Origin of the sequence: Variovorax sp. V116, from assembly GCF_041154435.1 — a bacterium.
Taxonomy (GTDB): domain Bacteria; phylum Pseudomonadota; class Gammaproteobacteria; order Burkholderiales; family Burkholderiaceae_C; genus Variovorax; species Variovorax paradoxus.
This window is the reverse complement of sequence record NZ_AP028661.1, coordinates 1,003,595-1,030,256: the sequence shown is the minus strand read 5'-3', so window position 1 is coordinate 1,030,256 and position 26,662 is coordinate 1,003,595. Positions and strand designations below refer to the sequence as shown.

Sequence of the window (26,662 nt, the reverse complement as noted above, 5' to 3'; positions counted from 1 at the left end):
TGGTGTCGCGCGGCTCATGCGTCATGACCGGCCTCCTTTTGTTGTTGTCGTGATTGCTCGATCGCCTGCACCACGCGCTCCATCTTCATGAAGCGCGAGCCCTTGACGAGCACGCTCCCCACCTGGGGCAGCCGCGCCAGCACCGCGGCGCCGAGCGTCTCGATGTCCGGGAAATGGCGGCCGTTGTCGCCGCCGTCGAAGGCCGCGATGCTGTGCGCGGTTTCGGCGCCGAGCGCATACACGGCCTCGATGCCGCGCTGGCGCGCCCAGTCGCCGACCTCGGCATGGAACTCGGGCGCGCGGTTGCCGACCTCGCCCATGTCGCCGAGCACCAGGAGGCGCGGACCGGGCAAGGCCGCGAGCACGTCGATGGCCGCGCGCACGGAATCGGGATTGGCGTTGTAGCTGTCGTCCACCAGCGTGAGCGAATGGCCGCCGGGCAGCAGCACCGCGCTCGCCTTGGAGCGGCCCTTCACCGGTTCGAAGGCCGAGAGGCCGCGCGCAATGGTCTCGGGCGGAATGCCGGTAGCGAGCGCGCACGCGGTCGCCGCCAGCGCATTGACGACGTTGTGCCGGCCCGCGATGTGCAACTGCGCATCGAAGTCGCCCAGCGGCGTGCGGATGCGGACCTGCCATGCGCCCTGCTGCCATTCGGCGCCCACCAGAGAAATATCGGCGTCTTCATGCTCGCCGAAGGTCATGCAGCGGCGCGTGGCGCCGTCGTGCGCCATGTCGTTCCACAGAGGAGCGAATTCGTCGCCGTGCGGGAACACCGCGGTGCCGTCCTCCGGCACGAAGGAAAACACCGCGCCGTTCTCGAGCGCCACCGCTTCCACGGTGGCCATGAACTCCAGGTGCTCGCGCTGCGCGTTGTTGACCAGCGCGACGGTCGGACGCGCGATGGCCGCGAGCCGCGCGATCTCGCCCGGATGGTTCATGCCCAGCTCGACCACCGCATGCTGGTGCTTCGCGCGCAGGCGCAGCAAGGTCAGCGGAACGCCGATCTCGTTGTTGAAGTTGCCGGCCGTCGCGAGCGCGCGATCGCCCCTGAAGGCGACCAGCACGGCCGCGATCATCTGCGTGACGGTCGTCTTGCCGTTGCTGCCGGTCACGGCGATCAGCGGCAGATCGAACTGCGCGCGCCAGCCGGCGCCGAGCGCGCCGAGCGCGGCCAGCGAATCGGGCACCTCGAGCCCTGCCAGGCCGGCCGCCTCGAGGCCGCCGTGCGCAATGGCGGCGACGGCGCCGCGCGCCTTGGCATCGGCCAGGAATTCATTGGCGTCGAAGCGTTCGCCCTTGAGCGCCACGAACAGGTCGCCTTCCGCGAGCGTGCGGGTGTCGGTATGGACGCGGGCAATGGCCGTTGCGCCGTCGCCCACCAGGCGCGCGCCCGGAATCCATTGCTGCGCCTGGGCCAGCGTGAACATCATCGGCGAGTGGCTCATGCGGCACCCCGCTTCGAAAGCGCATCGAGCGCATGGGTCCGGTCCGAGAACGGAATGCGCTGGCCGGCGATTTCCTGCCAGGCTTCATGGCCCTTGCCGGCGAGCAGCACCACGTCCTGCGGCGCGGCCTGCGCGATGGCGTCGGCGATGGCGGCCGCGCGGTCGGGCTGCACCTGGGCCGCTTCGGGGCGCGCGAGGCCGAGCAGCACCTGGCTGATGATCGCGTCGGGGTTCTCGCTGCGCGGGTTGTCGCTGGTCACGACCACGCGGTCGGCCTGGCGCTCGGCCACCGCGGCCATCATCGGGCGCTTGATCGGATCGCGGTCGCCGCCGCAGCCGAACACGCACCAGAGCGCGCCGCCGCGCTGCTGCGCAAGCGGGCGCAGGCCGGCCAGCGCCTTGTCGAGGGCGTCGGGCGTGTGGGCATAGTCGACCACGGCCAGCGGCGCAGCCGCATTCGCATCGGCGGCGCCCACGCGCTCCATGCGGCCCGGCACGCTGGTGAGCCTGCTGCAGGCCGCCACGGCCTGCGCGAGCGACAGCCCCAGGGCCCGCAGCGTGCCGAGCACGCCCAGCAGGTTGGCCACGTTGTACTGGCCGATCAGGCCGGTCGACATGCGCTCCACCGCATCGTTGTCGTGCTCGGCCACCGAGAAGCGCAGGCCCTGCGCGTCGTAGCCGACGTCGCGCGCCATGAGCCGCGCCGGCGCGCCGGCGGCCGACACGGTCCAGACGTCGAGCGCACCGATGCCGGCCTCGAGCAGGTTCGCGCACAGGCTCGCGCCATGCACGTCGTCGATGTTGATCACCGCGGCGCGCAGCCCGGGCCAGCGGAACAGCTCGGCCTTGGCCTGCCAGTAGGCATCCATGCTGCCGTGGTAGTCGAGATGGTCCTGCGTGAAATTGGTGAACACGGCCACCGCGATGCGCGCGCCGTCGAGCCGGCGTTCGGCAATGCCGATCGACGAGGCCTCGATGGCGCAGGCGCCGAAGCCGCGCTCGACCAGCGCGCGCAGCTCGCGCTGCATCATCACCGGGTCGGGCGTGGTGAGGCCGGTGTAGACGAGCTCCGGCGGCACGCCGATGCCCAGCGTGCCCATCACCGCGCAGGGCGAAGGCACGCCGCGCTCGGCGCTGCCGTCCAGCCGCGGCGCGCGAACGCCGCCGGGCACGGCCAGCGTGGAGAGCGATTCGGCGAGCCACCATGCGGTGGAGGTCTTGCCGTTGGTGCCGGTCACGGCCAGCACTTCGAGCGCGGCCGAGGGGTTGTCGTAGAAGGCCGATGCGATCGGGCCGGTGGCGGCCTTGAGCCCCGGATAGCTTGCAATGCGCTCGTCGCCATCGAAACCGAAGGCCTCGGCGCCCTGCTGCTCGACCAGGCAGGCCGCGGCGCCCTGCGCCAGTGCCGAAGCCACGTGCCTGCGCCCGTCGGTGGCTGCGCCGGGCCAGGCAATGAAGCCGTCGCCCGCGCCCACCGGCCGGCTGTCCGCATGCAGCGCACCCTGCACGCGCTCCTTGAGCCAGAGCGCGGCGAGTTGAGGGGAAGTGAGTGTCAGCATGCTCAGAAGCTCTCGTCGACGCCTTGCGTCACCACCAGCGGTTTGACCGCGAGGTCGGGCGGAACGTTCATCATGCGCAGGGTCTGCTGCACGACCTCGCTGAAAACGGGCGCGGCGGCCACGCCGCCGAAGTACTGGCCGTCGCTCGGCTCGTCGATCATCACGCCGACGATGATGCGCGGCTTTTCGATCGGTGCCATGCCGGTGAACCACGCGCGATATTTGTTGCTCGCGTAACCTTTGCCAACCTGCTTGTGCGCGGTGCCCGACTTGCCGCCGACCGAATAGCCGACGGTCTGCGCGCGCGTGCCGGTGCCGCCCGGGCCTGCCGCCATCTGCAGCATCTTGCGCACCGCCAGCGCGTTCGACGGCGAGAACACCCGCACACCCGCGGGCGACTCGGTGCTCTTGAGGATGGTGACCGGAATGATCGCGCCGTCGTGCGCGAAGGCGGTGTACGAATGCGCCATCTGGAAGAGCGACGCCGACAGGCCGTAGCCATAGGCCATCGTGGCCTGCTCCACGGGCTTCCAGGTCTTCCAGGGGCGCAGGCGCCCCGTGACCGCGCCGGGGAACTGGATCTGCGGCTTCTGGCCGTAGCCGAGCGCGGTGTAGGTGTCCCACATCTCGTGCGGGGTCATCTTCTGCGCGATCTTGAGCGCGCCCACGTTGCTGGACTTCTGGATCACGCCCTCGACCGTGAGCGTTCCGTAGTTGTGCGTGTCGCTGATGGTGAAGCCGCCCAGCTGGAAGCGGCCGGGCGAGGTCTCGATCAGCGTCGAGGGCTTCACGCGGCCGGCCTCCAGCGCCATGGCCACGGTGATCGGCTTCATGGTCGAGCCGGGCTCGAAGGTGTCGGTGAGCGCGCGGTTGCGCAGCTGCTCGCCCGTGAGGTTCTGCCGCTTGTCGGGCACGTAGCTCGGGTAGTTGGCCAGCGCCAGCACCTCGCCGGTGACCGCGTCCAGCACCACCACGCTGCCGGCCTTGGCACGGCGCGCGGTCACCGCGTCGCGCAGCTTCTGGTAGGCGAAGAACTGCACCTTGCTGTCGACGCTGAGCTGGATGTCCTTGCCGTCGACCGGCGGCACCTGTTCGCCCACGCCCTCGACCACGCGGCCCAGGCGGTCCTTGATGACGCGGCGCGACCCGGCCTTGCCGGCCAGCTCCTTGTTGAAGGAAAGCTCGATGCCTTCCTGCCCGTTGTCCTCGACGTTGGTGAAGCCCACCACGTGCGCCGCGGCCTCGCCCTCGGGGTACTGGCGCTTGTATTCCTTGCGCTGGTAGATGCCCTTGAGGTTGAGCGCGGCAATCTGCTTGGCAATCGGCTCGTCGACCTGGCGCTTGATCCAGACGAAGGTCTTGTCCTCGTCCTCGAGCTTCTTGTCGAAGTCCTTCTGCGGCATCTCGAGCAGCTTGGCCACCTGCTTGAGCTTGGCGCGCACCTCGGGGTCGTCGCGCTCGATGTCTTCCGGAATGGCCCAGATGCTCGGCGCCACCACGCTGGACGCCAGGATGAGGCCGTTGCGGTCGAGGATGCGCCCGCGGTTGGCCGGCAGCTCGAGCGTGCGCGCAAAGCGCACTTCGCCCTGCCGCTGGAAGAAGCTGTTGTTGAACACCTGCACGTAGGCGGCCCGGCCCGCCAGCACCACGAAGCCGAAGGCGATGCCGGCGACGATGAACTTGCTGCGCCAGACCGGCGTCTTGCTCGCGAGCAAGGGGCTGGTGGTGTAGCGGACGCTGCGGCGGCTCATCGCTGGGTCCTCGCGACGGGTTTGGGCGCCGGCGTTGCGGGCGGCGCGGGCGGCGGTGCCACCACGGCCGGAATCACGGTGCCGTCGGGCCGCACGTACTGCGTGATGGCCGGCGTGGTGGTGCGCATCTGCAGCTGCTCCTTGGCCAGCTTTTCCACGCGCAGCGGCGTGGCCTGCGCGCGCTTTTCCACCTGCAGCCGGTCGTGGTCGAGCTCGAGCCGGCGGGCTTCCTGCTGGGTGCGGTCGAGCTCGGTGTAGAGCTGGCGCGACAGGTACTGCGTGTGCACGAGGTAGAGCGCGGAGGCGACCACCGCGAGCAGCAGGAGCAGGTTCAGGCGCGCCACGTCAGACTTCCTGGGTGCGCTCGGCCACGCGCAGGATCGCGCTGCGCGAGCGCGGGTTGCCGTGCACTTCGGCGTCGGACGGCTTGATGCGCTCGAGCGCGCGCAGCTTCATGGCCTTCGGGGCGGCGAAGGGCGCACGGCGGTCGTACACCTCCTTCGAGTGCCTGGCGATGAACTGCTTCACGATGCGGTCTTCCAGCGAATGGAAGCTGATCACCGCGAGCCGGCCTCCGGGTTGCAGCACGGAAAGGCTCGCCTCTAGCGCCTGTTGCAGCTCTTCAAGCTCGGCGTTGATGAAAATCCGAAAAGCCTGAAATGTGCGCGTTGCAGGGTTCTGGCCCGGCTCGCGGGTTTTGACCGTGCCAGCCACGAGCTCGGCCAGTTCGGAGGTGGTTGAAATTGCGCCCCGTTCTTGTCTGCGAGCAACAATCGCCTTTGCAATCTGAACAGCAAACCGTTCTTCGCCATAGTCACGGATCACCTCTGCAATCTGCTGGAGTTCGGCCGTTGCCAGCCAATCGGCCACGCTCTCGCCGCGCGTGGTGTCCATGCGCATGTCGAGCGGACCGTCGAAACGAAAACTGAAGCCGCGCACCGGGTTGTCGATTTGCGGCGAACTCACGCCCAGGTCCATCAGCACACCCGCCACGCTGGCATCGGGCAATTCGCCCAGCGAACGGAATCCCTGGTGCCGGATGGAAAAACGCGCATCCGAGATGCGCGCTGCTTCGGCCACCGCTTCCGCATCCTTGTCGAATGCGATCAGCCTGCCTTCCGGTGCCAGCCGCGCGAGGATCGCGCGCGCATGCCCTCCGCGCCCGAAGGTCGCATCCACGTAGGTGCCGGTGGCTGCCGTGCTGCCGGAAAGAAGGGCTTCCACCGCTTCGTTCAGCAAGACGGTCGTATGGGTCCATGGAGTGTTCACGTCGGTCCTCAGAACGCGAAGTCCTGAAACACATCCGGCATCTCGCCCTGGGTGGCCTCGGCCTCCTTGGCCTCGTAGGTCGCCTTGTCCCAGAGCTCGAAGTGGTTGCCCATGCCCAGGAGCAGCGTGTCGCGCACGATGCCCGTGGCGGCACGCAGTTCGGGCGACACCAGGATGCGCCCGGTGCCGTCCATCTCCACGTCCATGGCGTTGCCGAGGAAGACGCGCTTCCACCACTGTGCCGACATCGGCAGCGCGGCGATGCGCTCCCTGAATTTCTCCCACTCGGGACGCGGGAACACCATGAGGCAGCCGTGCGGATGCTTGGTGATCGTGAGCTGGCCGCCCGCCGTGGCGCTCAGGACGTCGCGATGCCGGGTCGGCACGGAGAGCCGCCCCTTGGCATCCAGACTGAGCGATGAAGCGCCTTGAAACACGACCAGAACCCCTGTATTGGGAATGCCGCGGCACCTGAAAGAGGCACCACCCGCACTTTTTCCCACTTAACTGCACTTTTTTGCACTGTAGCAGGAAACACTTCAGACGCAACTGGCCGTTGGTGGTATTTTTTGTAATGGAATCAACGACTTAGCGCCGATTTCCAAACCTGGAAATCGGCGAATTTCGTTGAGAATTAAGCACTTAGCTCACGCAATGAATGTGATGCGTGAAGCGCGGCCGCCGTTACAGGGGCCGCAAAGCGGGCTTCAGAGGATGAAGCGCGAAAGATCTTCGTCGTGACTTAGTGCCGCAAGGCGCTCGTCGACATAGGCGGCATCGATGCGGATGGTCTGCCCCTCGATGCGGGTCGCGTCGAAGCTTACCTCATCCAGCAGACGCTCCATCACGGTCGACAAACGGCGTGCGCCGATGTTCTCGGTGCGCTCGTTGACCTCGTACGCGATGGTGGCCAGGCGGTTCACGCCTTCGGGCGTGAATTCGAGCGTGACGCCCTCGGTGGCGAGCAGCGCCTGGTACTGCTTCACGAGCGAAGCGCGGGTCTGCGTGAGGATGCTTTCGAAGTCGGACACCGAGAGCGACTGCAGCTCGACGCGGATCGGAAAGCGCCCCTGCAGCTCGGGGATCAGGTCGCTCGGCTTGCTCAGGTGGAAGGCCCCGCTCGCGATGAAGAGCATGTGGTCGGTGCGCACCACGCCGTACTTGGTGCTCACGGCCGTGCCCTCGACCAGCGGCAGCAGGTCGCGCTGCACGCCCTGGCGCGACACGTCGGAGCCCTGGGCCTCGCTGCGCGTGGCGACCTTGTCGATCTCGTCGATGAAGACGATGCCGTTCTGCTCGGCGTTGGTGATGGCCTGGGTGCGGATCTCGTCCTCGTTGACCAGCTTGGCGGCTTCCTCGTCGATCAGGAGGCGCATCGCCTCGGCGATCTTGAGCTTGCGCGTCTTGCGCTTGCCGCCGCCGAGCTGGCCGAACATGCCGCGCAGCTGCTCGGTCATTTCCTCCATGCCGGCCGGGCCCATGATCTCGAGCGGCGCGCGGGCTTCGGCCAGGTCGAGTTCGATTTCCTTGTCGTCGAGCTGGTGCTCGCGCAGCTTCTTGCGGAAGGCCTGGCGGGTGGGGTTGGGGCCGTCCAGCGCCGGCGTGGCGCCCTCGGCACCGCGCGCAGGCGGCAGCAGCACGTCGAGGATGCGGTCTTCGGCGGCGTCCTCGGCACGCGCGCGCACCTTGGCGCTTTCGGCCTCGCGCGTCTGCTTGACGGCGATCTCGGCCAGGTCGCGAACGATCGAATCGACGTCCTTGCCGACATAGCCCACCTCGGTGAACTTGGTGGCCTCGACCTTGATGAACGGCGCATCCGCCAGGCGCGCGAGGCGGCGCGCGATCTCGGTCTTGCCCACGCCCGTGGGGCCGATCATGAGGATGTTCTTGGGCGTGATCTCGGTGCGCAGCTTTTCCTCGACCTGCTGGCGGCGCCAGCGGTTGCGCAGCGCAATGGCCACGGCGCGCTTGGCGGCGGGCTGGCCGACGATGTGGTTGTCGAGCTCGGAGACGATTTCCTGCGGGGTCATGGACATGGTCAGAGCGCTTCCACCGTGTGGTTCATGTTCGTGTAAATGCAGATTTCACCGGCTATCGCCAGCGATTTGCGCACAATTTGCTCGGCCGTGAGTTCGGTGTTGTCGATCAGCGCCTTGGCGGCCGACTGCGCATAGGCGCCGCCCGAGCCGATGGCGATCACGCCGTCTTCGGGCTCCAGCACGTCGCCGTTGCCGGTGATGATGAGCGAGGTGGTGGCGTCGGCCACAGCCAGCATGGCCTCGAGCTTGCGCAGCACGCGGTCGGTGCGCCAGTCCTTGGTGAGTTCGACGGCCGCGCGCGTGAGGTGCCCCTGGTGCTTTTCGAGCTTGGCCTCGAAGCGCTCGAAGAGCGTGAAGGCGTCGGCCGTGGCGCCGGCAAAGCCCGCGAGCACCTTGCCGTGATAGAGCCGCCGCACCTTGCGCGCGGTGCCCTTGATGACGATGTTGCCGAGAGTGACCTGCCCGTCCCCGCCAATGGCGACTTGGTCGCCCTGGGGGGTCTTGCGGCGCACGCTCACGATGGTGGTGCCGTGAAACTGTTCCATCGAAGCCATCTGGGGATGCCAGAGGGCAATGCAAGCCCGGGGCTGCTACCGAATGTGCGAAGCGCCAAGGCGCCCTAGTTCTTGCGCAGGGCCACCGTCGCATGGTCGGCAATGCCGACCAGGTCGAACAGCACCGCGATCAGGCGGTGGGCGTCCACGAACTGGACGCGCTCGCCCTCGGCGTCGCGCGCCCGCACCCAGCCGAGCAGCGTGCCAGCCGCGGCCAGGTCCATGCGCAGCAGCGCGGCGCACGAGATGACGGGCGCCGTGGTGTTGCGCAGGTCGGTGTCCAGCCGCTGCAGGCTCGAATGCGCCTCGCCGCGCAGATCGCCTGCCAGCGCGGCAAAGCCGGTGTCGGTGGTGGGAAAGCTCTCCGATTCGCCATTGACCGAGAGCAGCGACCACACGGAGTTCGAACGGCTTGCCGCCGGTGCGGCCACCGAGGTGCAGGCGCCCTTGGGGTCCTGCCAGGCCGGCGGCGACACCTCGTAGGTGATGCAGTAGTTGAGCGCCACCAGTTCGAAGTCGTCGGGCATGTTCATCATGCGCAGCGCAGCCAGGTGCAGCTGCCACCAGATGTCCGGCGTGCCGCGCTCGCTGTTGGGCGTGGCCTCGGCCAGCACGGCCAGCAGTTTCGCGGCGCCGATGAAGCGCAGCTGGACCGGCGAATCGGCCCAGTGCGCAAACAGCACGCGCAGCGGCGCGGCGGCATCGGCCTCGATGGCGACCAGCGCGCGCCAGTCGAGCGTCCAGACCGAGCCGGCCTGCGACAGCGCCCGCGTGAGCTGGATCAAGCCGTCGCGCGCCAGGCGTGCCGGGCTGGCCCAGTTGGCGCCGGCCGGCGCCAGTTCTGCGAGTTCGCTGGCGGCCACCGCCTTCACGCTGCGCGCCAGTTCGTCGAACGAGACCCAGTCGGGCCCCATGCGCTTCATGCGCTGGGCATAGCGCATGCGCGCCGCGGCAAACCTGGCGGCATCGCCGGTGGCGCGGTACAGGTCGAACAGCGTGCGCCAGCGCGCGTCGTCGCGCTCGGCGGTGGCGTGGTCGCCCTCGGCCGCCGCGCTTTCGGAGGCGAGGGCCTGGAGAAGAATGGCCTCGGCGCCGGCATCGTCGCCGTGCGCGAAGCGGATCACGGCTTCTTCGAGCGCGCCGTCGCGCGCGAGCCGCGCCGACAGCAGCGAGGTGCCGCTGGCCGCCGGGCCGCCTGCGGCGGGCGCGGCAGGCGCAGCCGCGGCAACCACCGCCGGTGCCGGCACGACGGCAGGCGCCGGCGCGGAGCCGTAGGCCGGTGCGGCAAGCAGGCTGGCCAGCTCGGCCGCGTCCACGGGCGGCGGCAGGGTCTCGGCGCCGGCATCGGGCGGCGCATTGGACAGCACCTCGCCGTTGGGGCCGCGGCCCTTCCACCACTGCTGCGACATCTGCTCCTCGATCTCGTCGATCTTCTTGAGCGTGAGCGCGCGCCCCTCGGACTTTTCCGTGGTGCTGTTCAGGTTGAAGGAAGACGGCGTGACCGTTCCTTCGAAGGCGTGGGCGGCGGCTTCGCGCTGGCGAAGCTTGCGCAGCATGTCGAACTCGCGCCGGCGAACGAAATCGTTGCGCTGGCGCCGCTCGATCATCTCCTTGAGCATTTCGCGGCTGTAGGCCTGCTCGGGCAGCGTGGAATCCGCAGTCGCATTCAGCTCGGACCAATCCTTGAGCGGATTGCGGACGAACTTCGCCACCTTGGAAAAAAGGCGGCCCGACTCTTCCTTTGGCATCGACGAGGTTTCGAGGCGAACAGGTTCTCTTCTTTGGCCGCTCGCTCAGTCCCCGAACATCTTCTGCTTGAGTTCGCGGCGCTGCTGCGCTTCGAGCGAGAGCGTGGCGGTGGGACGCGCCAGCAGGCGGCCGACGCCGATGGGTTCGCCGGTTTCGTCGCAGTAGCCGTAGTCGCCGGCATCGATGCGCTGGATCGACTGCTCGATCTTCTTGAGCAGCTTGCGCTCGCGGTCGCGCGTGCGCAGCTCGAGCGCATGCTCTTCCTCGATGGTGGCGCGGTCGGCCGGATCGGGCACCACCACGGTGTCTTCGCGCAGGTGCTCGGTGGTTTCGCCGGCGTTTTCGAGAATGCCGCGCTTGAGTTCGACCAGCTTCAGGCGGAAGAACGCCATCTGCTTTTCATTCATGTACTCGGAGTCGGGCATGGCGATCACCTCGGCATCGGTCAACTCGGCAGCCGACTTGGCTTTCCAGTTGTTGGCGAGCTTCGGGTCTTTTTTGACCGCGACGGGAGGCGGCGGCACCAGCGCATTGGAAGGCGCCTGCGAGAACGAAGACTTGGCCGCGGTGGAAGCCACCGATTGCGGCATGGAAGGCACGGTCAGCTGCGACAGCCGGGACACGCGGCCACCTCGCGCGGGGGCGGGTGCGGCGGTCTGAGCGGGCATCGAAGGTGTCGCCGTGGCGGAAGAAGAGGCGGCAGCCGTTTTTTTCATTGGGATCGGAGGGGCAGAAGGAACGGCAGCAGTGCGGCCGACGGTTTTGGATGGCGGTTGACCCGCAACTGCAGTTTTGGTTGCACTCTTGTCCGGGGCGGATGCCACCGGCGGCGCAGCAGGCTTTGCAGGCTTGACGGGCTTCTTTGCAACGGTCGCGGCCTTGGCCGATGGCGTTGCTGGCTTCTTTGGAGCGCTTTTTGGTTTCGTGGCCGGGGCCTTTGCAGCGGAAGAACTCTTTTTTGCCGCGGGTACAGCCGGCTTTGCAGCCGCCGCTTTCTTGGCGGCGGGCTTGGTTGCTGGCGTAGCCTTGGCGGCGGGCTTCTTCACGGTGACTGGCTCCTTGAACGAACTGGAACGCGCTTTCACTGGGTGTCTCCTCCCAAGGGAACCACCGCGGGTTTCAGGCCGCGCGGGCTCCACTCGTCGGAGTGCTCGCAGTGACGAACCCCGGGGTTATACCCCCGAAAGCCCGCCAGGAACCTGCGGCGCCCCGCACCGTCAACCACATCCCGCCCCATCGGACGAAGGCGTGGCTGCCGGAACAGGCGCGCGATTGTATAGAGAACTCGAATCGAAGGGTGATGTGCCTGCACCCCCTTGCCTCCGGTAGCATCGCCAGCGCTGCCGGAGGGGGCAGCAAGACCTGCCGGAATCGCCGGGGGAGCGATGCAGGTCGACCTCATTCATACAAAAGAGAAATCAATCTTGAGCAAAAAAGCAGTTCTGGGCGTGCTGGCTGCGGCCATCGCACTTGCCTATGGCGGCGGCACGTGGTTGGCCGGCGCAAAAGTAAAGTCCAGCTACGAAGCCGCGCTGGACGAGGTGCCGAAGCAGACTGCGCTGGTGCGCGTGGTCGAGCGCAGCTACGAACGCGGCTTCTTCGGCGCCGTCAGCACCGTGACGATCGAGCTCGGCTGCGCAGCCGATGCTGCCGCCGCGGTGCAGGTGCCTGCCGCCAAGCCCGGCGAGGAAGAGGATGAGGAAGAAGTGGAGCAAGCCGCCACGCCCTTCAAGGCGGTGCGCATCACCTTCCGCGACACCATCCGCCACGGCCCGCTGGCCGGTGGCACGCTGGCGGCGGCCACCATCGACAGCGAACTGGTGTTCGACGTGAAGGGCCAGGCCAAGGCCGAGCAGATCTTCGGCAAGGCCAAGCCCCTGACGGCGCACACCAAGGTGGCGTTCGACGGCGGCTACACCACCGACCTGGCGGTGGCGCCCGCCAGCCTGGCCGAGGAAGGCAAGGCCCGCTTCGCCTGGCAGGGCGCGCAGGTCCGCGCCGAGATGAACGGCGCCCGCACCCACGTGCGCTACGAACTGGCGATGCCGGGGCTGGATGTCAGCGATGCGCGCACCGGCGCCACGCTCAAGATGGGCAAGCTGGCCGGCAAGGCCGACATGGACAAGAGCGAGGGCTGGGTCCTGGCCACGGGCAAGACCGAGGCCCGGCTCGACAGCCTCGAATTTGCGGCTCCCAAGGGTCTGGGCGGCGCCGCCGGCGGCGAAGGCAAGGCCCTGCCGGCGGTGCTGCTGCAGAACATCGACATGCTCGCCGAAGCCAGCATCGCGGACGGGCTCTACGCATCGACCGGCACGGTCAAGGGCACCGGCAAGATCGGCGACACCAAGATCGACAAGTTCGAGATGAGCAGCGGCGGACGCCGCATCCACGCCGCCGGCTACAAGAAGCTGGCCGATGCCTGGATGCAGTCGAGCGCCGCGAACGGCTGCGGCAAGGGCGGCAACAAGGCCTCGCAGGCGGCCATGAAGGTGCTGTTCGACCAGTTGGCGCCCGACCTCAAGGCCATGGCCAAGTACAGCCCCGAATTCGGGCTCGACAGGATGCTGGTCGAAATCGGCGGCAAGCGCGGCGAGCTCAGCTACACGGCCGGCATGGCCGGCGTCACCGACGAAGACCTGCAGGCGCCCGGCATGGCGCTGCTCATGAAGCGCGGCGTGCTCAAGGCCAGCGCGCGGCTGCCGATGCAGTGGCTGGAGCAGATGGCCGCCGCCGGCGCCGGCAGCGGCCAGACGCCGCCGCCCGAGATGATGGCGGGGCTGGTCGAGCAAGGCGAGGAAAAGGGCTTCGTCAAGCGCGACGGCGGTGACGTGACCGCGCAGATCGAATATGCCGAAGGCAGCCTGAAGCTCAACGGCAAGCCGCTGGGCGCGCCGGGCCGGTAATTCCTCCCTCCCCTTCGGGGGAGGGCCGGGGTGGGGGCACGGCAGCCCAAAAAAAGCACGGCGCCTGATCGGTGGCCTGCCCCCATCCCCGCCTTCCCCCGGCGGGGGAAGGAGCAAGTCAGGGCCTCAGACCAGGCACTGCTCGAGCCCCTGCTCGAGAATTTCGCGCGGCAGCTCGATGCCGATGAACACCATGCGGCTCTGGCGGGCTTCGTCCTTGCCCCATTCCGGGCCCAGGTCGCTGCCCATCAGCTGGTGCACGCCCTGGAAGATCACCTTGCGCTCGGTGCCCTTCATGTTCAGCACGCCCTTGTAGCGCAGCATGCGCGGGCCGTAGATGTTGACGATGGCGCCCAGGAAGTCTTCCAGCTTGGCCGGGTCGAAGGGCCGGTCGGCCTTGTAGACGAAGCTCTTGACGTCGTCATCGGTGTGGTGGTGGTGGCCGTGGCCCTCGTGCTTGTGCGAGGGGTGGTCGCAATGCTCGCCATGCGCGTGGTCGTGGTCGTGATGGTCTTCTTCTTCCTTGAGGAAGTCGGGGTCGATGTCGAGCTTGGCGTTCAGGTTGAAGCCGCGCAGGTCGAAGATGTCCTTGAGCGGCACGTCGCCGAAATGCGCCTTCTGCTGCGGCGCGCGCGGGTTCATGTGCTTGAGGCGGTGGATGAGCGCCTCGGTTTCCTCGGCCGACACCAGTTCGCTCTTGCTGATGAAGATCTGGTCGGCAAAACCCACCTGGCGGCGCGCCTCCTGGCGGTCGTTGAGCTGCTGCGGCGCATGCTTGGCGTCGACCAGCGTCAGGATGGAGTCGAGCAGGTAGCTCTCGGCGATCTCGTCGTCCATGAAGAAGGTCTGCGCCACCGGGCCGGGGTCGGCCAGGCCGGTGGTCTCGATCACCACGCGGTCGAAGTCGAGCAGGCCCTGGCGCTTCTTGGCGGCCAAGAGCTGCAGCGCCTCGCGCAGGTCTTCGCGGATGGTGCAGCAGACGCAGCCGTTGCTCATCTGCACGATCTGCTCCTTCGATTCGGTCACGAGGATGTCGCTGTCGATGTTCTCTTCGCCGAACTCGTTTTCGATCACCGCGATCTTCTGGCCATGGGCCTCGGTCAGGATGCGCTTGAGCAGCGTGGTCTTGCCCGAGCCCAGGAAGCCGGTGAGGATGGTGGCGGGAATGAGGGCCATGGTGTGCTCCGGAAGCGGAAAACAGGAAGAAAAAGGGGATGGGCCGGCAGTTTAGCCAATGCCACTCAGTTGCGTTGGCGCGGGGTCAAGCGGGTTTTCTCACCACCACCAGGCCCTTGAGGTACTCGCCTTCGGGAAACTCGATGGTCATCGGATGGTCGGGCGCGGCGCCCAGCCGTTCGCTGATGTAGCCGTCCACTTGCGCATCGATGCCGGCCGAAGCCACGATCTTGTGGAAAAGATCGGCGCTGATGCCGCCCGAGCACGAAAAGGTCAGCAGCACGCCGCCGGGCTCCAGCAGCTTGAGCGCGAGGCGGTTGATGTCCTTGTAGGCGCGCGCGGCGCGCTCGGCATGGGCGGCCGTGGGCGCGAACTTGGGCGGATCGAGCACGATGGCGTCGAATGTTCGGCCCTGCTCGATGAATTCGCGCAGCACGGTGTTGACGTTGGCGTCCAGGAATTCCGTCTTCAGGCCCGAACCCTCGGCGCCGAAGCCATTCAGCGCCAGGTGCGCGCGCGCCCGCTCGAGCGCCGGCTGCGACGAATCGACCGACACCAGCTCGGCGCCCTCCACTGCGCCGGCCGCCCGCAGGCCTGCGAGCGCGGCCACCGTGAAGCCGCCGGTGTAGCAAAAGCAGTTGAGCACGCGCCGGAAGCGCCGATGCTGCGCGAGCTCGGCAAAGCGCTGGCGGCTGTCGCGCTGGTCGAGGTAGAAGCCGGTCTTGTGGCCGGTGGCGATGTCGAGCGAAAGCTGCCAGCCGTGCTCGCGGATCGTGATCTCGGTGGCGCCCTCCCCGCGCAGCCAGCCCGTGACCGGCTTGAGGCCCTCGCGTTCGCGGCCGCTGGCGTCGGAGCGCTCGTAGAGCTTGTGCAGGCCGGTTGCCGCAAGCAGCGCATCGGCAATCGCGGCCTTCCAGCGCTCGACGCCGGCCGACAGGAACTGCGCGACCAGCGTGTCGCCGTAGCGGTCGACGATCAGGCCCGGCAGCCCATCGGCCTCGCCGTGGACCAGCCGGACACCGTCGCTCTGCAGGTCGAAAAGCGTCCTGGCCGCCACCGCGCGGGCGCACACCGAGGCCAGGAAGGCGGCATCGATGCGCTGCGTTTCGACAAAGCTCCAGGCCCGCGCGCGGATCTTGGACACCGGGCTGAAGGCGGCCCAGGCCAGGAAGGCGCCGTCATGGGATTCGACGCGCACCGTCTCGCCCGAATCGGCACCGCCGCGTGCGATGGCGGATTCGAAGATCCAGGGATGGCGGCGCTGCAGCGAGCGCTCCTTGCCGGGCTTGAGGCGGAGGGTTTTCATTTATTTGGTTGGCTTGTTGTCGTCGTTCTTCGGCTTGGCGCGTGTGCCCTCGGGCCGCGGCTGCGCGCGCGTGCCCTCGGGGCGCGCCTGCGCGCGCGGATGTGCCGCGTCATACACCTTGGCCAGGTGCTGGAAGTCCAGCCGCGTATAGACCTGCGTGGTGGCGATGTTGGCGTGGCCCAGCAGTTCCTGCACCGCGCGCAGGTCGCTGCTCGACTGCAGCACATGGCTTGCGAACGAATGCCGCAGCATGTGCGGATGCACGGGCGCCGCAAGGCCGGCCTTGAGGCTGCGCTCGCGCAGCAGCTTCCACACCGCCTGCGAGGACATGCGCACGCCCTTGGCGCTGATGAAGAGCGCCGCCGCGCCCGCCGGGTCGCGCAGCGCGGCCGTCGACAGCGCCGCACAATCGCCGCGCACCGCGAACCAGTCGCGCAGCGCCTCGGCCGCCTTGCTGCCGATCGGCACGATGCGCCGCTTGCTGCCCTTGCCGAGCACGTTGGCTTCCAGCGCGTCGAGGTCGACCCAGCCGCGGGCGGTGCTGCTGGCGCGCGCATCGAGGCCGGTGAGCTCGCTCACGCGCAAGCCGCAGCCGTAGAGCACCTCGACGATGGCGCCGTCGCGCGCCTCGGTCCAGGGGTCGGCCTCGGGGTCGTAGAGTTCGGCGAGCCGCACCGCGTCGTCGACCGCCAGCGCCTTGGGCAGCGGCCGCGCGGCCTTGGGCGCATGCACGTCCTTCACGGGGTTGAAGCCCACCAGCCCCTCGTTGCCGAGCCAGCGGTAGAAGCTGCGCCAGCACGAGAGCACCAGCGCAATGCCGCGCGGCTCGCGTCCCGCGCCGTGCAGCTGCGCCATCCAGCGCCGGATGTGCGCGGTCTGCACGCGGTCGAGCGGGAGCCCGGCCTCGGCGGCGTTGGCCGCGAGCGCCTGCAGGTGGATGGCGTAGAGCTCGACCGTGCGCGCCGCCAGCCGGCGCTCGACGCGCACATGCTCCAGGTACTTGTCGACCCAGCCGGTCCCCGCCGTCTCAGTGGAGGTAGCCATTGAACGCATTGTTCACGACAGCCAGAGGCTCGCGCAACGCACCCTTGAAAACCATGCCCCAGCGGCGCCAGCAGCGCGTGCTCGCTGCCGCGTACTGCACGTCGAAGTCCTTGTCGAAACCGCTGGCCCGCGCGAGGCGCTCCACGCGCCACAGGTGGTAGGGCTCCGACACCACGATCACGCCATGGATGCCGGCCGCCTTCAGCAGCGGACGCGACATCGCAAGATTCAGGCGCGTCGAGGTCGATGCCGGCTCCAGCAGCAGCGGCCCGGCGTAGCCCTGGGCGCGCGCATGCCGCTGCATCACCTCGGCCTCGATGCGGCCGTCTTCCTTGTCGACGCCGCCCGACAGCACGAGCTGCTTCGCGAGGCCCGCATCGGCCAGCGCGATGGCGGCATCGACCCGGCCCGTCAGGCAGGGATTGGGCTTGCCATCGAGGAAGGCGCGGTTGCCCAGGACCAGCGCGGCGTCGGCCGGCCGCCCGGGCGGGTTGGCCAGCGCCTCGGCCGCGCGCCGCCAGATGACGAGGGCAATGACAAGGTAGGCCAGCAGTCCGGCCAGCAGCACCGTCCACAGCACGGGCCGCACGGCGGCCCGCCAGGACCGGCGCTGCCCGCTCAAGGCCGCAGCCGCGACAGCGCGCCCGACGCCAGGTCGGCGATGCGTTCGAGAAAGTCGGTGCCCATTTCGGCGTTGAAGCGCTGCGCGTCCGGCGAGGCCAGCACCAGCAGGCCAAAGGCGGGCGACTCGGCATCGGGCCGCAGCGGGATCAGCGCGATCGACATCGCGCCGGCCGGCTCGGGCAGCCAGTTGGCCGCCTCGAAGCCCGAGTTGAGCCCGCAGTAGGGCGAGGTCAGCGAGGTGGCCAGCGCCTTCACGTCGTCGCTCACCCACTGCGCATAGGCCTCGTTGAGGTAGTCGGCGCTGCAGTCCCACACCTTGATGGCGGTCTGCGGCACCAGGAACAGCGACTGCAGGTCGACCGCGATGCGGTAGGGCAGGCTGCGCGGGTCGCGCGTGGTGAGCAAGCCGCTGGTCCAGCGCTGCAGCCGGTCGGCGATGACCACGTTCTCGGTGCCGTGGCGCACCATGTCCATCAGGCGATGCTCCAGCGCCTTGATCTTCTCGCGCAGCATCTCGGCCTGGCGCTCTTGCAGGCTCACGGCGCGGTTGCCGTGCGGGCTGGTGAGCTGCACCTGCGCCAGCAGCTGTGCGTGCCGCTCGAAGAAGTCGGGCGTGTTCGCCAGGTAGTTGGCGATGTCGTCTTCGGTGATCGGGTTCATGGCGTCGTCTTTGTTGTTTCTGAAGTTAGTCATGGCAGCTCGGGCACCTCGATGTCTCCCTCGAAAACCGTGGTGGCCGGGCCGGTCATGAGCACCGGATGGCCCTCGCCTTCCCAGCCGATCGTGAGCACGCCGCCATGCGTCTGCACGTCGACCCGGCGCTCCAGCAGGCCGAGCCGGATGCCCGCCACCACCGCCGCGCAGGCGCCGGTGCCGCAGGCCAGCGTTTCGCCGGCGCCGCGCTCGAACACGCGCAGCTTGATGTGCGAGCGGTCGACCACCTGCATGAAGCCGGCGTTCACGCGCTGCGCAAAGCGCGGGTGGTGCTCGATCAGCGGGCCCTGCCGGGCCACGGGCGCGGTGTCGACGTTGTCGACCACCTGCACCGCGTGCGGATTGCCCATCGACAGCACCGCGACCGACACGATGGCCGAGTCGGCATGCGTGCCGAGGGCCAGGTGCCAGGTGTGCCACGACCCCGTGGGCTGCGGATCGAGGCCGGCGGTGTCGAAGGGCACGCGTGCGGGCTCGAAGATGGGCGGCCCCATGTCGACCGTGACGCGGCCGTCTGCGCCCATGCGCGGCTCGATGATGCCGGCCAGCGTTTCGACGCGCACCGTGTCCTTGTCGGTCAGGTGGTGCTCGCGCACGAAGCGCATGAAGCAGCGCGCGCCGTTGCCGCACTGCTCCACCTCGCCGCCGTCGGCGTTGTGGATCACGTACTGGAAATCGACCCCCTCGGCCGCGCCCTTGGAGGGCGGGCGCACCGTGAGGATCTGGTCGGCGCCGACGCCGAAATGGCGGTCGGCCAGGAAGCGGTACTGCGCGGCCGTGAGGCCCAGCGTGCCGCGCGTCTCGTCCAGCACGACGAAATCGTTGCCGGCACCCTGCATCTTGGTAAAGCGGATTCGCATCGGGCGATTATCCGCCCGTGGCTTGGCGGCGCCTGTCGAGCGCCCGGTCCAGAAAGGCCAGGCGGTCCTGGCCCCAGAAGCGCTCGCCGTCGAGCACGAAGGTCGGCGCACCGAACACGCCGGCCTGGATGGCGTCGGCGCTGTTGGCGCGGTAGATCGCCAAGGTCTCGGCGGCCTGCTCCAGCGCCTGCAGCGCCGCGCCGTCGTAGCCGTTTTCCTCGGCCACCGAGATGCGCACCGCGGCTTCGGAGGTGTCGCGTTCCTCGGCCCACAGCGCGCGCAGCAGCGCATGCGAGAGCGGCTGGGCATCGAGCCCCTGCAATTGCGCGGCAATCACCATCCAGCCCGGGTACTTGTTCCAGTTCGGATCGACCGGCGCACCCTTGGGGTAGTAGGCGGGCTCCAGGTTGAGCGGCATGCCGAGGTAGTCGCGCCAGCGCGCCAGTTCGAGCGCGTGGTAGCTGCGGCGCGGCTCGGGCCGCGTCTTCAGCGGAATGCCGCCGGTCTGCGGCACCACGGCCTGGAAGTCGTAGGGCTTGAGCGTGAGCCGCACATGGTGGCGCCGCACGATGTCCTGCAGCTGCGGCCCGCCCAGGTAGGCCCAGGGCGAGGAAAGGCTGTAGTAGCAGTCGAGCGCGATGGCGGGGGTGGTCGGCTTGATCGTCATCCCGGAATTATTGACGTTCAGCCGCAGCGCGCGGCGGTGATGCGGCCCTGCGGATCGACGTCGACATTGAGCCGCGCCGGATCGGCCGGCACCGGCAGCGGCGCGCCGACGGCCGAGGTGCGCGCCGATTTGGAACCGGTGCGCGTGCGCATCTGCTCCAGCAACAGCGGATCGAGCACCTGGCCGAGCGCGTAGCGCGCCTGCGCGGCCTGGCAGGTTTCTTCGCTGGGCACGGTCACGAAGGTGGGCGGCGGCGGCGCCTCGGAGGTGAGCGGGCGGAATTCGGGCTGTGTCTGGCAGCCCGCGATAAACATCGACGCGGCGCAAACGGCGGCCGCCAGGATGCCGCGGGTACGAGGGAAAAAAATGAAACCGGATGGAGGGAGGATGGGCATGGTGTGGTGTCTTCCTTCTTTCAATGGATCGTAGCGTCGCCAGTGGTCAAATCCACCGGCCATGATCAATCTGAACCGTTTCGATCTCACTTCCCTGCGGCTTTTTGTCGCGGTCGTCGATGGTGGAAGCCTGACGGCGGGCGCAGATCGATTCGGCGTCTCGCTTCCGGCGGCCAGCAAGCGCATCACCGATCTCGAGCAGCACTGCGGCATGGCGCTGCTCCAGCGCGGCCAACGCGGCGTGACCGCCACGCCGGAAGGACAGACCCTGCACCGGCACGCGATCGAGGTGATCGCGTGCCGGTGCAGGCGGTCGACGATCTTCAATCAGGTGCCACCGGCCACCTGCGGCTGTGCGCCAACCCCTCCGCTTTCGGCGGCTTCCTGCCCAGCGTGCTGGCCGCGTACGCCCGCCGCTATCCGCAGGTAGTGATCGACATGGAAGATGCCCTGAGCGAAGACGGCATCCGCGCCGTGCAGAAAGGCACGGCGGAACTGGCCGTCATCGGCGACAACGTGCCGCACGAAGGCCTGGAGACTCTCGTCTGCAATGTCGACCAGCTGGTGCTGCTGGTGCCGGCGGGGCATGCGCTGGACGGCCGGCAGAACGCCTGCCTCGCAGACGTGCTCGACCACGACCTGGTCACGCTGGCACGCAGCGCATCGCTCACACGCAAGGTGATGGCGGCGGCCGACGCGGCCAAGCGCACGCCACGCATCCGGGTGCAGGTGCGCAGCTTCGATTCGATGTGCCGCATGGTCTCGTTCGGGCTCGGCCTGGCGATCCTGCCGCGCGCGGCGGCGGCGCTCTATGCCCAGGCCCTCGGCCTGGTGCAGGTCGGCCTTGAAGGCATCGAGATGGAACGCGTGCTGCTGCTGGCCATGCGCAGCCGCGCGGAACTCTCGACGCCGGCGGCTGCCCTGGTGGACATGATCGAAATGGCGGTGCCCTTCAGCGAAGCACGGCACTCTCCGAGGCCTGGCGAATGAGACGGTCGCGGTCCGCGGGCAGAAGAAAGCCCTCGGCGGAGGCCTTTGCGGCGGCGGCCCGCACTGCAGCCACGTAGCCCTCGTGGCTGCCGTAGCGCTCCTCGAGCGACAGGCGCGGGTCGCCGCTCGCGGTCCGCTCGGCGCGCGTGCGGGCGAACGGCACATAGCCGCCCACGTAGTTGCACACCTGGCCGCGGTGGAAGCCCTCGGCAGTGATGTTGAACCCCAGGTAGGTACCCAGCGGCGCCATCACCAGCACCGTGGGAACGCCGTCGATCTCGTTGCCGTCGGCATCGACCTTCGGCACCTTCATCGGGATCACTTTCCTGATGATCGGCGGCACGTTGGTGGGCACGCCGGACGCTTCCGAATGACTGAATTGCGGCCCCCAGTCGTAGTCGAACACCGGAAACGCAAAGTTCTGCGGCAGGAAGATCGAATCCGGAATGCCGGGCACGCCGACCGGAAAGCCCATTGCCTTCATGTTGGCGTCGACCAGCGTCTTGCCCGCGAGCGTGGGCCACCGGCTGGGCGGCGGCGGCGTGCCGTTCAGCACCCAGTCGCGCATGGCCAGGCGCAGCACGTTGGTGATCTCCGTGTGCGGCACCGGGTTGGCCGCCAGCGCGCCGCGGCCGAAGCTGTTGCCGGGACAGGCGGGGCCGGCGGCAGCCGCGGGCATGTGCGTGAAGCCGCCCGTGCCGCCACCGTGATGGCTGCTCGGCACGTAGTAGCGCCGCACGTTGCGCGGCAGCGGAATGTCCGCGTCGCCGGCCGTGCCGATCCACTCGGGCGTGAGTTTCAGCGCGTACACCTCGGCCGATCCGAAATGCTCGATCACCTTCGGGCAGGTGTCGTTGGCATCGCAGCGCGAGAAGATGCTGCCGGTCGGCTGATTGCGCACCGGGTCCGGCCAGTCCACCCACCACTGCGGACCTTCGCTGCCCTGCTGGTAGAGCTCCAGCACGCCATCCGGCTGGGCCCAGCGCGAGTTGGCGGCCACGCGGCGGCCCGCGATGATCGGCCAGGCCCCGTCGTAGACCTTGCGATTGCGCTCGTCCTGGTTCAGGCCCATGAAGATGAACTGCCGCACCATGTTCCCGGACTGCGACACGCCCCGCACGGCCGTGCCCTTGATGGAGCCGGCCACCGGATTGCGCGTGCCGAGGTCGTCGGCCGCCTCGTGGCGGAAGAAGCTGCCGACGTCGCGGAACGCCGCCATGCCCACGCCCAACACATAGGCGTTGTGCGCCGGGTACACCACCTGGTAGAGCAGCTTGGGGTCGAAGCCGTTGCGCAGGCAGATGTGCACCGGCAGGTTGCCGGGCGCATGGGCGGGGTCGTTGTCGATCGGCGTGCCGGGAAACGGATTGCCCGCATCGCACTTGGCAAAGGCCCAGTCGCCCGCCGCGATGGCGGGCCCTTCGGTGACAACGCCATCGACCGTTTCCTTGGTGTGCGTCTTCAGCGTTGCCTTGGCCGTGTCCAGCGTGGCCGGAAGGTAGGGCACGGGGTTGGTCTGCACGATCAGCGGCTGGGAGCCCGCGCCGCCCTGGTTGATGATCCGCGCGAACACCTGGCCCGTGACGGCCAGCCCATCGACCTTGGCGATGGGCACGGCCACCCAGTGATTCGTGCCCTCGGCCTGGTTGGCGGGAACGCCCGTGTTGCCAGCGTTGTCCGCCTGCCAGCCGCTGCGCAGGCCGACGTCGCCCAGCTCGCGTTCCTCGACGGCGAGCGTGCCGGCACCGCCGCGGTTGGGCACGTCATGCCAGAGGAAGCCGCTCGCGCGGTTCATGTCGACCGGCTTCGCCAGGTTGAACGTGGTTTCGTAGCGCACCTTGCCGTCGGCGTCTGCGCCCAGCTTGATGTCGGTGATGACGCTGTTGTGCGGATCATCCGGGTCGAGCTCGCCGAAGGCGCGGCCGCGAATCTGCTCATATGGAATCGACTGGCCCGCGAGCGGCGCGACGCTGTCGATCACGATGCGGGTGACGCGTGCCTCGGCCGGCGCGGCAACAATGACGATTGCCGCCGTGGCCATCGCCGCCGCGAGCCAGTGCAGGCGCGGCTGGCGCCCTATTGGGCTTCTGGGATGCATGTTGTCTCCTGTCTTTTTTGTGCGGATCCGACGGCGCCGGCGCTCTGCATCCTCACGATTCGAGGGCATGACGGCAATTCGCGTCTGGTTTAGCCGGTCTTAACCGATGGTTAAGGAGGCTTCCTGCGGGACTGTTCTGCCCAAAAAAGAACCCGCCGAAGCGGGTTGAGGGGTAGCCAAAAAAACCTTCATTGAAGGGTTCAGGGAGAACAGAGTCAAGACTCTTCGAATGGATGGCTACCGGGGCGGAATCTAGCAGAGCGGCTGTCCACCGAGTGCCGATACGCGACTCGCGCCACACGGCGCCGTGCATTCGTTCACGCTTTGGGCGGATGCGTTTGCGATGACTACTTTGGGCAGCTTCCTGGCCTGCAACAGCGGCTTACATAATCTCCCGACAAAACGGCCCCCCAGCTTCTGAGGGCGGCCAGGGAGCTTTCATGTCAATGTTCGATCGTGCGAGCTCGCTCGCCCGCGCCCGTAGGTCGCCCGCGTCCATGAGAAGGCGCGTGATCCTGCCCATCATCAAGCGCAGTTCCTTCGGCGGCACGTACTGGCAGCAGACGGGCGATCCCAAGGACGACAAGTGATGGACCAGCCAGTCGATGGAACACCGTTCGCGTTGGCGGTGAGGCAGTTGGGACGAAGGCCGGATCAAGCCGGCGCATCCGCGTCGCGGCGGCTCACCGTCTGGTGCCGAACGGGCTGCGGAGAGGCCGCGGAATGCGGCCCGCTCGGTTGGTGGCCATGCTGCAGCCAGCAGTGCTGGGCGGCGTGGAAGGAATCCGGGGAGAACGCAGCGGCTCGCCCGAGCGGCACCCCAAGATGACGCGCGTCGCTCGCGCCCCAGCCTACCGCATCAGAGTTCGTCGCAATGGCAGCTGACAGGCTCACCATCAAGCCATAGCCGCGAGCTCAGGGATCGTTGGCTTCCGATGCGGCAGCACCCGCTTCGGCGGCGCTCGCAACCGCGTCGCAGGCGGCCCTCAATGCGGCCGCAACCTCTTGCGGCCCGCGGCGCAGTTCGGTGATGTCGCGCTCTCCAACGCAGTAGCCGTCGAGACGCACGTAGATGCGCTTGAAGTCGCCGCCGAGTGCGCGCGCCACGTCGAGCAGGCAGTCGGCGAGTGTGACGAAACCGCCGTTGCTGTACGAGCTGGGCGGGATCACGCCCTTCGAACGCGGCGCGCGAACGGAATAGGCGTACGACGCAGCCTCTTTCCGCAGCTCCACCACGGGCTGCAGGCCGCATTGAACGTCCCTTGCGCTTCTCATATGGCCGGAGTGTAAGTGCCCCCTAGGCCGGCAACCACGTGCATGCGAGCGCAGTGGGGGCTCTCACATCCTGCCCGCAAGCCACTGATGGACGGGGTGCGCCGGAGCCAGCATCAGCTTGAAGGCAATGGCGCAGCAAACCACCATGAGCAGCGGCCGGATGAGCCTGGCGCCGGCACGGATCGCCAACCTGGACCCCACCAGCGCACCGATGAACGCCCCCAGGCCCATCACCACGCCGATGCGCCAGTGCACAAGCCCGTGAAAGAGGTAGATGGAAAGCGACCCCAGGATCGACGCGAGGTTGAGCAGCTTGGTGTGCGCGGTGGCCCGTACCACGCCCCAGCCCAGCAGCAGGACGAACGCGATCATGAAGAAGGAGCCGGTGCCCGGACCGAAGGCCCCGTCGTAGAACCCGATCACGACCGCGGCGGTGGCACAGAAGGCAGCCATCGAAATTCTCTGCCCGGCGTCCTCGTCGGTCATCGTGGGCGACAGGGCGAAGTACAGCGCCATGGCGATCAGTAGAAAGGGTAGTCCGGTCTTCACCACCTGCTGCGGAACCGAACTGACCGCCAGCGCGCCAAGGACCGAACCCACGCAAGCCAGGAGGGCCGCGGGCCAGATCCGCCGCCACTCGATCAGGCCTGCGCGCCCGAAGCTCGTGGTCGCGGAGACCGCCCCCAGGGTCGCTTGCAGCTTGCTCGTTGCGATGGCCGAGACCGGGTCGAGCCCCGCGATCACCAGCGCGGGCACGGTCACCAATCCGCCGCCACCTGCGATGGCGTCGAAGGCCCCCGCAATGAAAGCGACCCCGGCAAGGATGCACAGGATGGAAAGCGAATGGTCGCCTGCCAGGAAGCCGATCATGTCCATGAGGCAGGGACCGGATGGGCGGACTCCATCGCCCGGATCAGCCACGCGCTTTCTTCTCCACGCGGCTCGCGCTGGACACTCATCGATCGGCTCCCTGTTGACTCAGAAGCCCGGGGCCATTGCGATCGAATGCCGGGCGGAGGCCCAGTATCTTGTGCCGCGCTCCTGCGTCCAAGCTCGAAGTCTCGCCCACTGGGAATGGACGCTTCTTTCTTCTGTCTCTTCAGGATTGGGACAGATACGACTTTTTCGTTTTCCATCTACCCCGAAGAGCACCGCACCCACGGCTTCCCGTGGCATCCTGAAAAGCCCGCATCGGACCGGCGCGTTTTTTCTTGGCGCGACGCCCCTGATGCGTCTCTTCAAGCCACCAGCTTCGAGGAAAACTCCGATGCAGCTTGGGCAAAGGACGCGTGCGTTCGTATGGGTCGGAAGCTGGGCGCTCGCGCTCGGAATGTGGAGTTGCGGCGGAGGAGGTGGAGGCGGCGGTGGCGGCGCCTTCGTGCCGGTCGCGCCGGTGGCCACTGCCACGCCGCCGGCCGATCCGCCGGCCACGCCGCCTGCCACCGATGCGCCGGCCGCGCCACCCGAGCCTGCGCCAGCACCGGTGCCCGAGCCCAACGCGACGCCTGCCGAATCGCCGCCCGCCGCCAGCCGCGTCGTTTCCGACACCATCAGCTCGGCCAAGACAGGCGCAAGCTACGCGCTCGAGATCTACCTGCCGGCCTCCTACGATGGCAGCTCGGCGGCTTATCCGGTCATCTACGCAATGGACGCGGACGGGGTCTTCAATCCGCCCGACACGCGGTTTTCGGACCTCAGGAACATCCTCGAGCAGCGCCGCACCGAAGCGATCCTGGTCGGCATCGGCGGCACGGCCCGCCGCGAGCAGGACTACACGATGCCGGGCGCCGTGGCCTACCACGACTTCCTCGCGCTCGAACTGGTGCCGTTCATCGAAGCGAAGTACCGCGCCGATCCAAAGCAGCGCATGCTGACCGGGCTTTCGCTGAGCGGGAGCATGGCCGGCATTGCGCTGTTCCTCGAAGGCGCGGCGGGCAGCCTGGTGTTCTCGGACTTCCTGGCGTTCGAGGCCGCGTTCGACTTCCAGACAGCCGAGTACGAAGACCTCGAGCAGCGAATGCACGATGCGCTGGGCGACCGGCCGCTGCCCGCAACGCTGGTTCTCACGCGCTGCGACAACCGGGACGAGTGCAACTTCGAACCGGTGGGCCGAATGCATGCGCGGCTCGTGGCGCGCGGCTACCCGGGCCTGTCGATCACCGAGACCACCTACTCGACGACGCACACCCAGACCGACATCCCGTCGTTCGCCGACGCGATCGCCAGGCTGCTGCCCTAGCGGCA

At 68.2% G+C, this 26,662-nt stretch carries 24 protein-coding genes and 1 pseudogene; 4 read left to right on the top strand and 21 right to left on the bottom strand.

Features of this window, described 5'->3' with window-relative positions; genetic code table 11:
- Positions 1-14 precede the first annotated feature (14 nt).
- The 10 genes from murF to dksA all read right to left on the bottom strand — a co-directional run bounded on the left by murF (position 15) and on the right by dksA (position 11,034).
- A complete protein-coding gene (gene murF / locus ACAM58_RS04735) occupies positions 15-1,445 on the bottom strand; it encodes a UDP-N-acetylmuramoyl-tripeptide--D-alanyl-D-alanine ligase (RefSeq protein ID WP_369664220.1) in 1,431 nt (476 codons plus the stop codon).
- Entirely contained in the window at positions 1,442-3,004 is a 1,563-nt protein-coding gene (locus tag ACAM58_RS04730) for a Mur ligase family protein (protein WP_062363144.1), read from the bottom strand. Before ACAM58_RS04730 ends, murF begins: the two co-directional genes overlap by 4 nt.
- A 2-nt stretch (positions 3,005-3,006) precedes the next feature.
- Complete coding sequence (locus tag ACAM58_RS04725; protein ID WP_012746063.1) at positions 3,007-4,755, bottom strand: penicillin-binding protein 2; 1,749 nt, start codon at positions 4,753-4,755, stop codon at positions 3,007-3,009.
- Positions 4,752-5,099: a cell division protein FtsL gene (ftsL, locus tag ACAM58_RS04720; RefSeq protein ID WP_012746062.1), complete on the bottom strand. Its 348-nt coding sequence runs from the start codon at positions 5,097-5,099 to the stop codon at positions 4,752-4,754. The genes ACAM58_RS04725 and ftsL overlap by 4 nt, the downstream gene beginning before the upstream one ends.
- A 1-nt stretch (position 5,100) precedes the next feature.
- Entirely contained in the window at positions 5,101-6,024 is a 924-nt protein-coding gene (gene rsmH, locus ACAM58_RS04715) for a 16S rRNA (cytosine(1402)-N(4))-methyltransferase RsmH (protein WP_012746061.1), read from the bottom strand.
- Between the two features lie 8 nt (positions 6,025-6,032).
- Positions 6,033-6,461 carry a division/cell wall cluster transcriptional repressor MraZ gene (gene mraZ, locus ACAM58_RS04710; RefSeq protein ID WP_012746060.1) on the bottom strand — a complete coding sequence of 143 codons (429 nt, stop codon included), beginning with the start codon at positions 6,459-6,461 and terminating at the stop codon, positions 6,033-6,035.
- 270 nt (positions 6,462-6,731) lie between these two features.
- Positions 6,732-8,060, bottom strand: coding sequence for an ATP-dependent protease ATPase subunit HslU (hslU, locus tag ACAM58_RS04705; protein ID WP_012746059.1), 1,329 nt, complete (start codon positions 8,058-8,060; stop codon positions 6,732-6,734).
- 2 nt (positions 8,061-8,062) lie between these two features.
- The gene (hslV, locus tag ACAM58_RS04700) at positions 8,063-8,608 is read right to left on the bottom strand and encodes an ATP-dependent protease subunit HslV (RefSeq protein ID WP_012746058.1); all 546 of its coding nucleotides are present in this window, start codon (positions 8,606-8,608) and stop codon (positions 8,063-8,065) included.
- A 74-nt stretch (positions 8,609-8,682) separates the two neighbouring features.
- Positions 8,683-10,365, bottom strand: a complete 1,683-nt coding sequence (locus ACAM58_RS04695) for an STAS domain-containing protein (protein ID WP_012746057.1) — start codon at positions 10,363-10,365, stop codon at positions 8,683-8,685.
- A 45-nt stretch (positions 10,366-10,410) separates the two neighbouring features.
- Entirely contained in the window at positions 10,411-11,034 is a 624-nt protein-coding gene (gene dksA, locus ACAM58_RS04690; protein ID WP_012746056.1) for an RNA polymerase-binding protein DksA, read from the bottom strand.
- 756 nt (positions 11,035-11,790) lie between these two features.
- On the opposite strand from dksA, the gene ACAM58_RS04685 reads away from it, so the two are divergent.
- A complete protein-coding gene (locus tag ACAM58_RS04685) occupies positions 11,791-13,269 on the top strand; it encodes a YdgA family protein (protein WP_244883407.1) in 1,479 nt (492 codons plus the stop codon).
- A 126-nt stretch (positions 13,270-13,395) separates the two neighbouring features.
- Here the strand turns inward: ACAM58_RS04685 and ACAM58_RS04680 are convergent, their stop codons facing one another.
- From ACAM58_RS04680 to ACAM58_RS04645, 8 genes are all read right to left on the bottom strand, one after another.
- Positions 13,396-14,445, bottom strand: coding sequence for a GTP-binding protein (locus ACAM58_RS04680; RefSeq protein WP_012746054.1), 1,050 nt, complete (start codon positions 14,443-14,445; stop codon positions 13,396-13,398).
- Positions 14,446-14,530: 85 nt separating this feature from the next.
- On the bottom strand, positions 14,531-15,751 hold the full coding sequence (locus ACAM58_RS04675) for a class I SAM-dependent rRNA methyltransferase (RefSeq protein ID WP_062363146.1): 1,221 nt from the start codon (positions 15,749-15,751) through the stop codon (positions 14,531-14,533).
- On the bottom strand, positions 15,752-16,795 hold the full coding sequence (locus ACAM58_RS04670) for a tyrosine recombinase XerC (RefSeq protein WP_062363147.1): 1,044 nt from the start codon (positions 16,793-16,795) through the stop codon (positions 15,752-15,754). It lies immediately after the preceding gene.
- Entirely contained in the window at positions 16,779-17,417 is a 639-nt protein-coding gene (locus tag ACAM58_RS04665) for a YdcF family protein (protein ID WP_244883409.1), read from the bottom strand. The genes ACAM58_RS04670 and ACAM58_RS04665 overlap by 17 nt, the downstream gene beginning before the upstream one ends.
- A complete protein-coding gene (locus tag ACAM58_RS04660; RefSeq protein WP_062363151.1) occupies positions 17,414-18,112 on the bottom strand; it encodes a DUF484 family protein in 699 nt (232 codons plus the stop codon). Before ACAM58_RS04660 ends, ACAM58_RS04665 begins: the two co-directional genes overlap by 4 nt.
- On the bottom strand, positions 18,109-18,993 hold the full coding sequence (dapF, locus tag ACAM58_RS04655) for a diaminopimelate epimerase (protein ID WP_012746049.1): 885 nt from the start codon (positions 18,991-18,993) through the stop codon (positions 18,109-18,111). Before dapF ends, ACAM58_RS04660 begins: the two co-directional genes overlap by 4 nt.
- 7 nt (positions 18,994-19,000) lie before the next feature.
- Positions 19,001-19,660, bottom strand: a complete 660-nt coding sequence (locus tag ACAM58_RS04650) for a 2-hydroxychromene-2-carboxylate isomerase (RefSeq protein WP_018903647.1) — start codon at positions 19,658-19,660, stop codon at positions 19,001-19,003.
- 17 nt (positions 19,661-19,677) lie between these two features.
- Positions 19,678-20,055 carry an I78 family peptidase inhibitor gene (locus tag ACAM58_RS04645; RefSeq protein WP_038106754.1) on the bottom strand — a complete coding sequence of 126 codons (378 nt, stop codon included), beginning with the start codon at positions 20,053-20,055 and terminating at the stop codon, positions 19,678-19,680.
- A gap of 61 nt (positions 20,056-20,116) precedes the next feature.
- On the opposite strand from ACAM58_RS04645, the pseudogene ACAM58_RS04640 reads away from it, so the two are divergent.
- Positions 20,117-20,260, top strand: a pseudogene (locus ACAM58_RS04640) (LysR family transcriptional regulator); the annotation flags it as partial.
- Between the two features lie 92 nt (positions 20,261-20,352).
- Entirely contained in the window at positions 20,353-21,045 is a 693-nt protein-coding gene (locus ACAM58_RS04635; RefSeq protein ID WP_230537745.1) for a LysR substrate-binding domain-containing protein, read from the top strand.
- On the opposite strand, the gene ACAM58_RS04630 is transcribed toward ACAM58_RS04635, so the two are convergent.
- From ACAM58_RS04630 to ACAM58_RS04620, 3 genes are all read right to left on the bottom strand, one after another.
- Positions 21,008-23,143, bottom strand: a complete 2,136-nt coding sequence (locus tag ACAM58_RS04630) for an alpha/beta hydrolase domain-containing protein (RefSeq protein WP_038106759.1) — start codon at positions 23,141-23,143, stop codon at positions 21,008-21,010. The genes ACAM58_RS04635 and ACAM58_RS04630 overlap by 38 nt on opposite strands.
- Positions 23,144-24,058: 915 nt before the next feature.
- Positions 24,059-24,418 carry a hypothetical protein gene (locus ACAM58_RS04625; RefSeq protein ID WP_018903650.1) on the bottom strand — a complete coding sequence of 120 codons (360 nt, stop codon included), beginning with the start codon at positions 24,416-24,418 and terminating at the stop codon, positions 24,059-24,061.
- A 63-nt stretch (positions 24,419-24,481) separates the two neighbouring features.
- Positions 24,482-25,294 (bottom strand): TSUP family transporter, encoded by an 813-nt coding sequence (locus ACAM58_RS04620; RefSeq protein WP_018903651.1) that lies wholly within the window; start codon positions 25,292-25,294, stop codon positions 24,482-24,484.
- Positions 25,295-25,685: 391 nt separating this feature from the next.
- On the opposite strand from ACAM58_RS04620, the gene ACAM58_RS04615 reads away from it, so the two are divergent.
- Positions 25,686-26,657: an alpha/beta hydrolase gene (locus tag ACAM58_RS04615; protein ID WP_018903652.1), complete on the top strand. Its 972-nt coding sequence runs from the start codon at positions 25,686-25,688 to the stop codon at positions 26,655-26,657.
- The last annotated feature ends 5 nt before the right edge of the window (positions 26,658-26,662 follow it).

What these genes read in the sequence shown, in the direction of transcription:
- dapF (WP_012746049.1), bottom strand. Translation starts at nt 18,993, where the DNA reads ATGCGAATCCGCTTTACCAAGATGCAGGGTGCCGGCAACGATTTCGTC.
- ACAM58_RS04630 (WP_038106759.1), bottom strand. Translation starts at nt 23,143, where the DNA reads ATGCATCCCAGAAGCCCAATAGGGCGCCAGCCGCGCCTGCACTGGCTC.
- ACAM58_RS04650 (WP_018903647.1), bottom strand. Translation starts at nt 19,660, where the DNA reads ATGACGATCAAGCCGACCACCCCCGCCATCGCGCTCGACTGCTACTAC.
- ACAM58_RS04625 (WP_018903650.1), bottom strand. Translation starts at nt 24,418, where the DNA reads ATGAGAAGCGCAAGGGACGTTCAATGCGGCCTGCAGCCCGTGGTGGAG.
- ACAM58_RS04695 (WP_012746057.1), bottom strand. Translation starts at nt 10,365, where the DNA reads ATGCCAAAGGAAGAGTCGGGCCGCCTTTTTTCCAAGGTGGCGAAGTTC.
- ACAM58_RS04730 (WP_062363144.1), bottom strand. Translation starts at nt 3,004, where the DNA reads ATGCTGACACTCACTTCCCCTCAACTCGCCGCGCTCTGGCTCAAGGAG.
- ACAM58_RS04660 (WP_062363151.1), bottom strand. Translation starts at nt 18,112, where the DNA reads ATGACTAACTTCAGAAACAACAAAGACGACGCCATGAACCCGATCACC.
- ACAM58_RS04615 (WP_018903652.1), top strand. Translation starts at nt 25,686, where the DNA reads ATGCAGCTTGGGCAAAGGACGCGTGCGTTCGTATGGGTCGGAAGCTGG.
- murF (WP_369664220.1), bottom strand. Translation starts at nt 1,445, where the DNA reads ATGAGCCACTCGCCGATGATGTTCACGCTGGCCCAGGCGCAGCAATGG.
- dksA (WP_012746056.1), bottom strand. Translation starts at nt 11,034, where the DNA reads ATGCCCGCTCAGACCGCCGCACCCGCCCCCGCGCGAGGTGGCCGCGTG.
- ACAM58_RS04675 (WP_062363146.1), bottom strand. Translation starts at nt 15,751, where the DNA reads ATGAAAACCCTCCGCCTCAAGCCCGGCAAGGAGCGCTCGCTGCAGCGC.
- ACAM58_RS04725 (WP_012746063.1), bottom strand. Translation starts at nt 4,755, where the DNA reads ATGAGCCGCCGCAGCGTCCGCTACACCACCAGCCCCTTGCTCGCGAGC.
- ACAM58_RS04620 (WP_018903651.1), bottom strand. Translation starts at nt 25,294, where the DNA reads ATGGACATGATCGGCTTCCTGGCAGGCGACCATTCGCTTTCCATCCTG.
- hslV (WP_012746058.1), bottom strand. Translation starts at nt 8,608, where the DNA reads ATGGAACAGTTTCACGGCACCACCATCGTGAGCGTGCGCCGCAAGACC.
- hslU (WP_012746059.1), bottom strand. Translation starts at nt 8,060, where the DNA reads ATGTCCATGACCCCGCAGGAAATCGTCTCCGAGCTCGACAACCACATC.
- ACAM58_RS04645 (WP_038106754.1), bottom strand. Translation starts at nt 20,055, where the DNA reads ATGCCCATCCTCCCTCCATCCGGTTTCATTTTTTTCCCTCGTACCCGC.
- ACAM58_RS04680 (WP_012746054.1), bottom strand. Translation starts at nt 14,445, where the DNA reads ATGGCCCTCATTCCCGCCACCATCCTCACCGGCTTCCTGGGCTCGGGC.
- ACAM58_RS04670 (WP_062363147.1), bottom strand. Translation starts at nt 16,795, where the DNA reads ATGGCTACCTCCACTGAGACGGCGGGGACCGGCTGGGTCGACAAGTAC.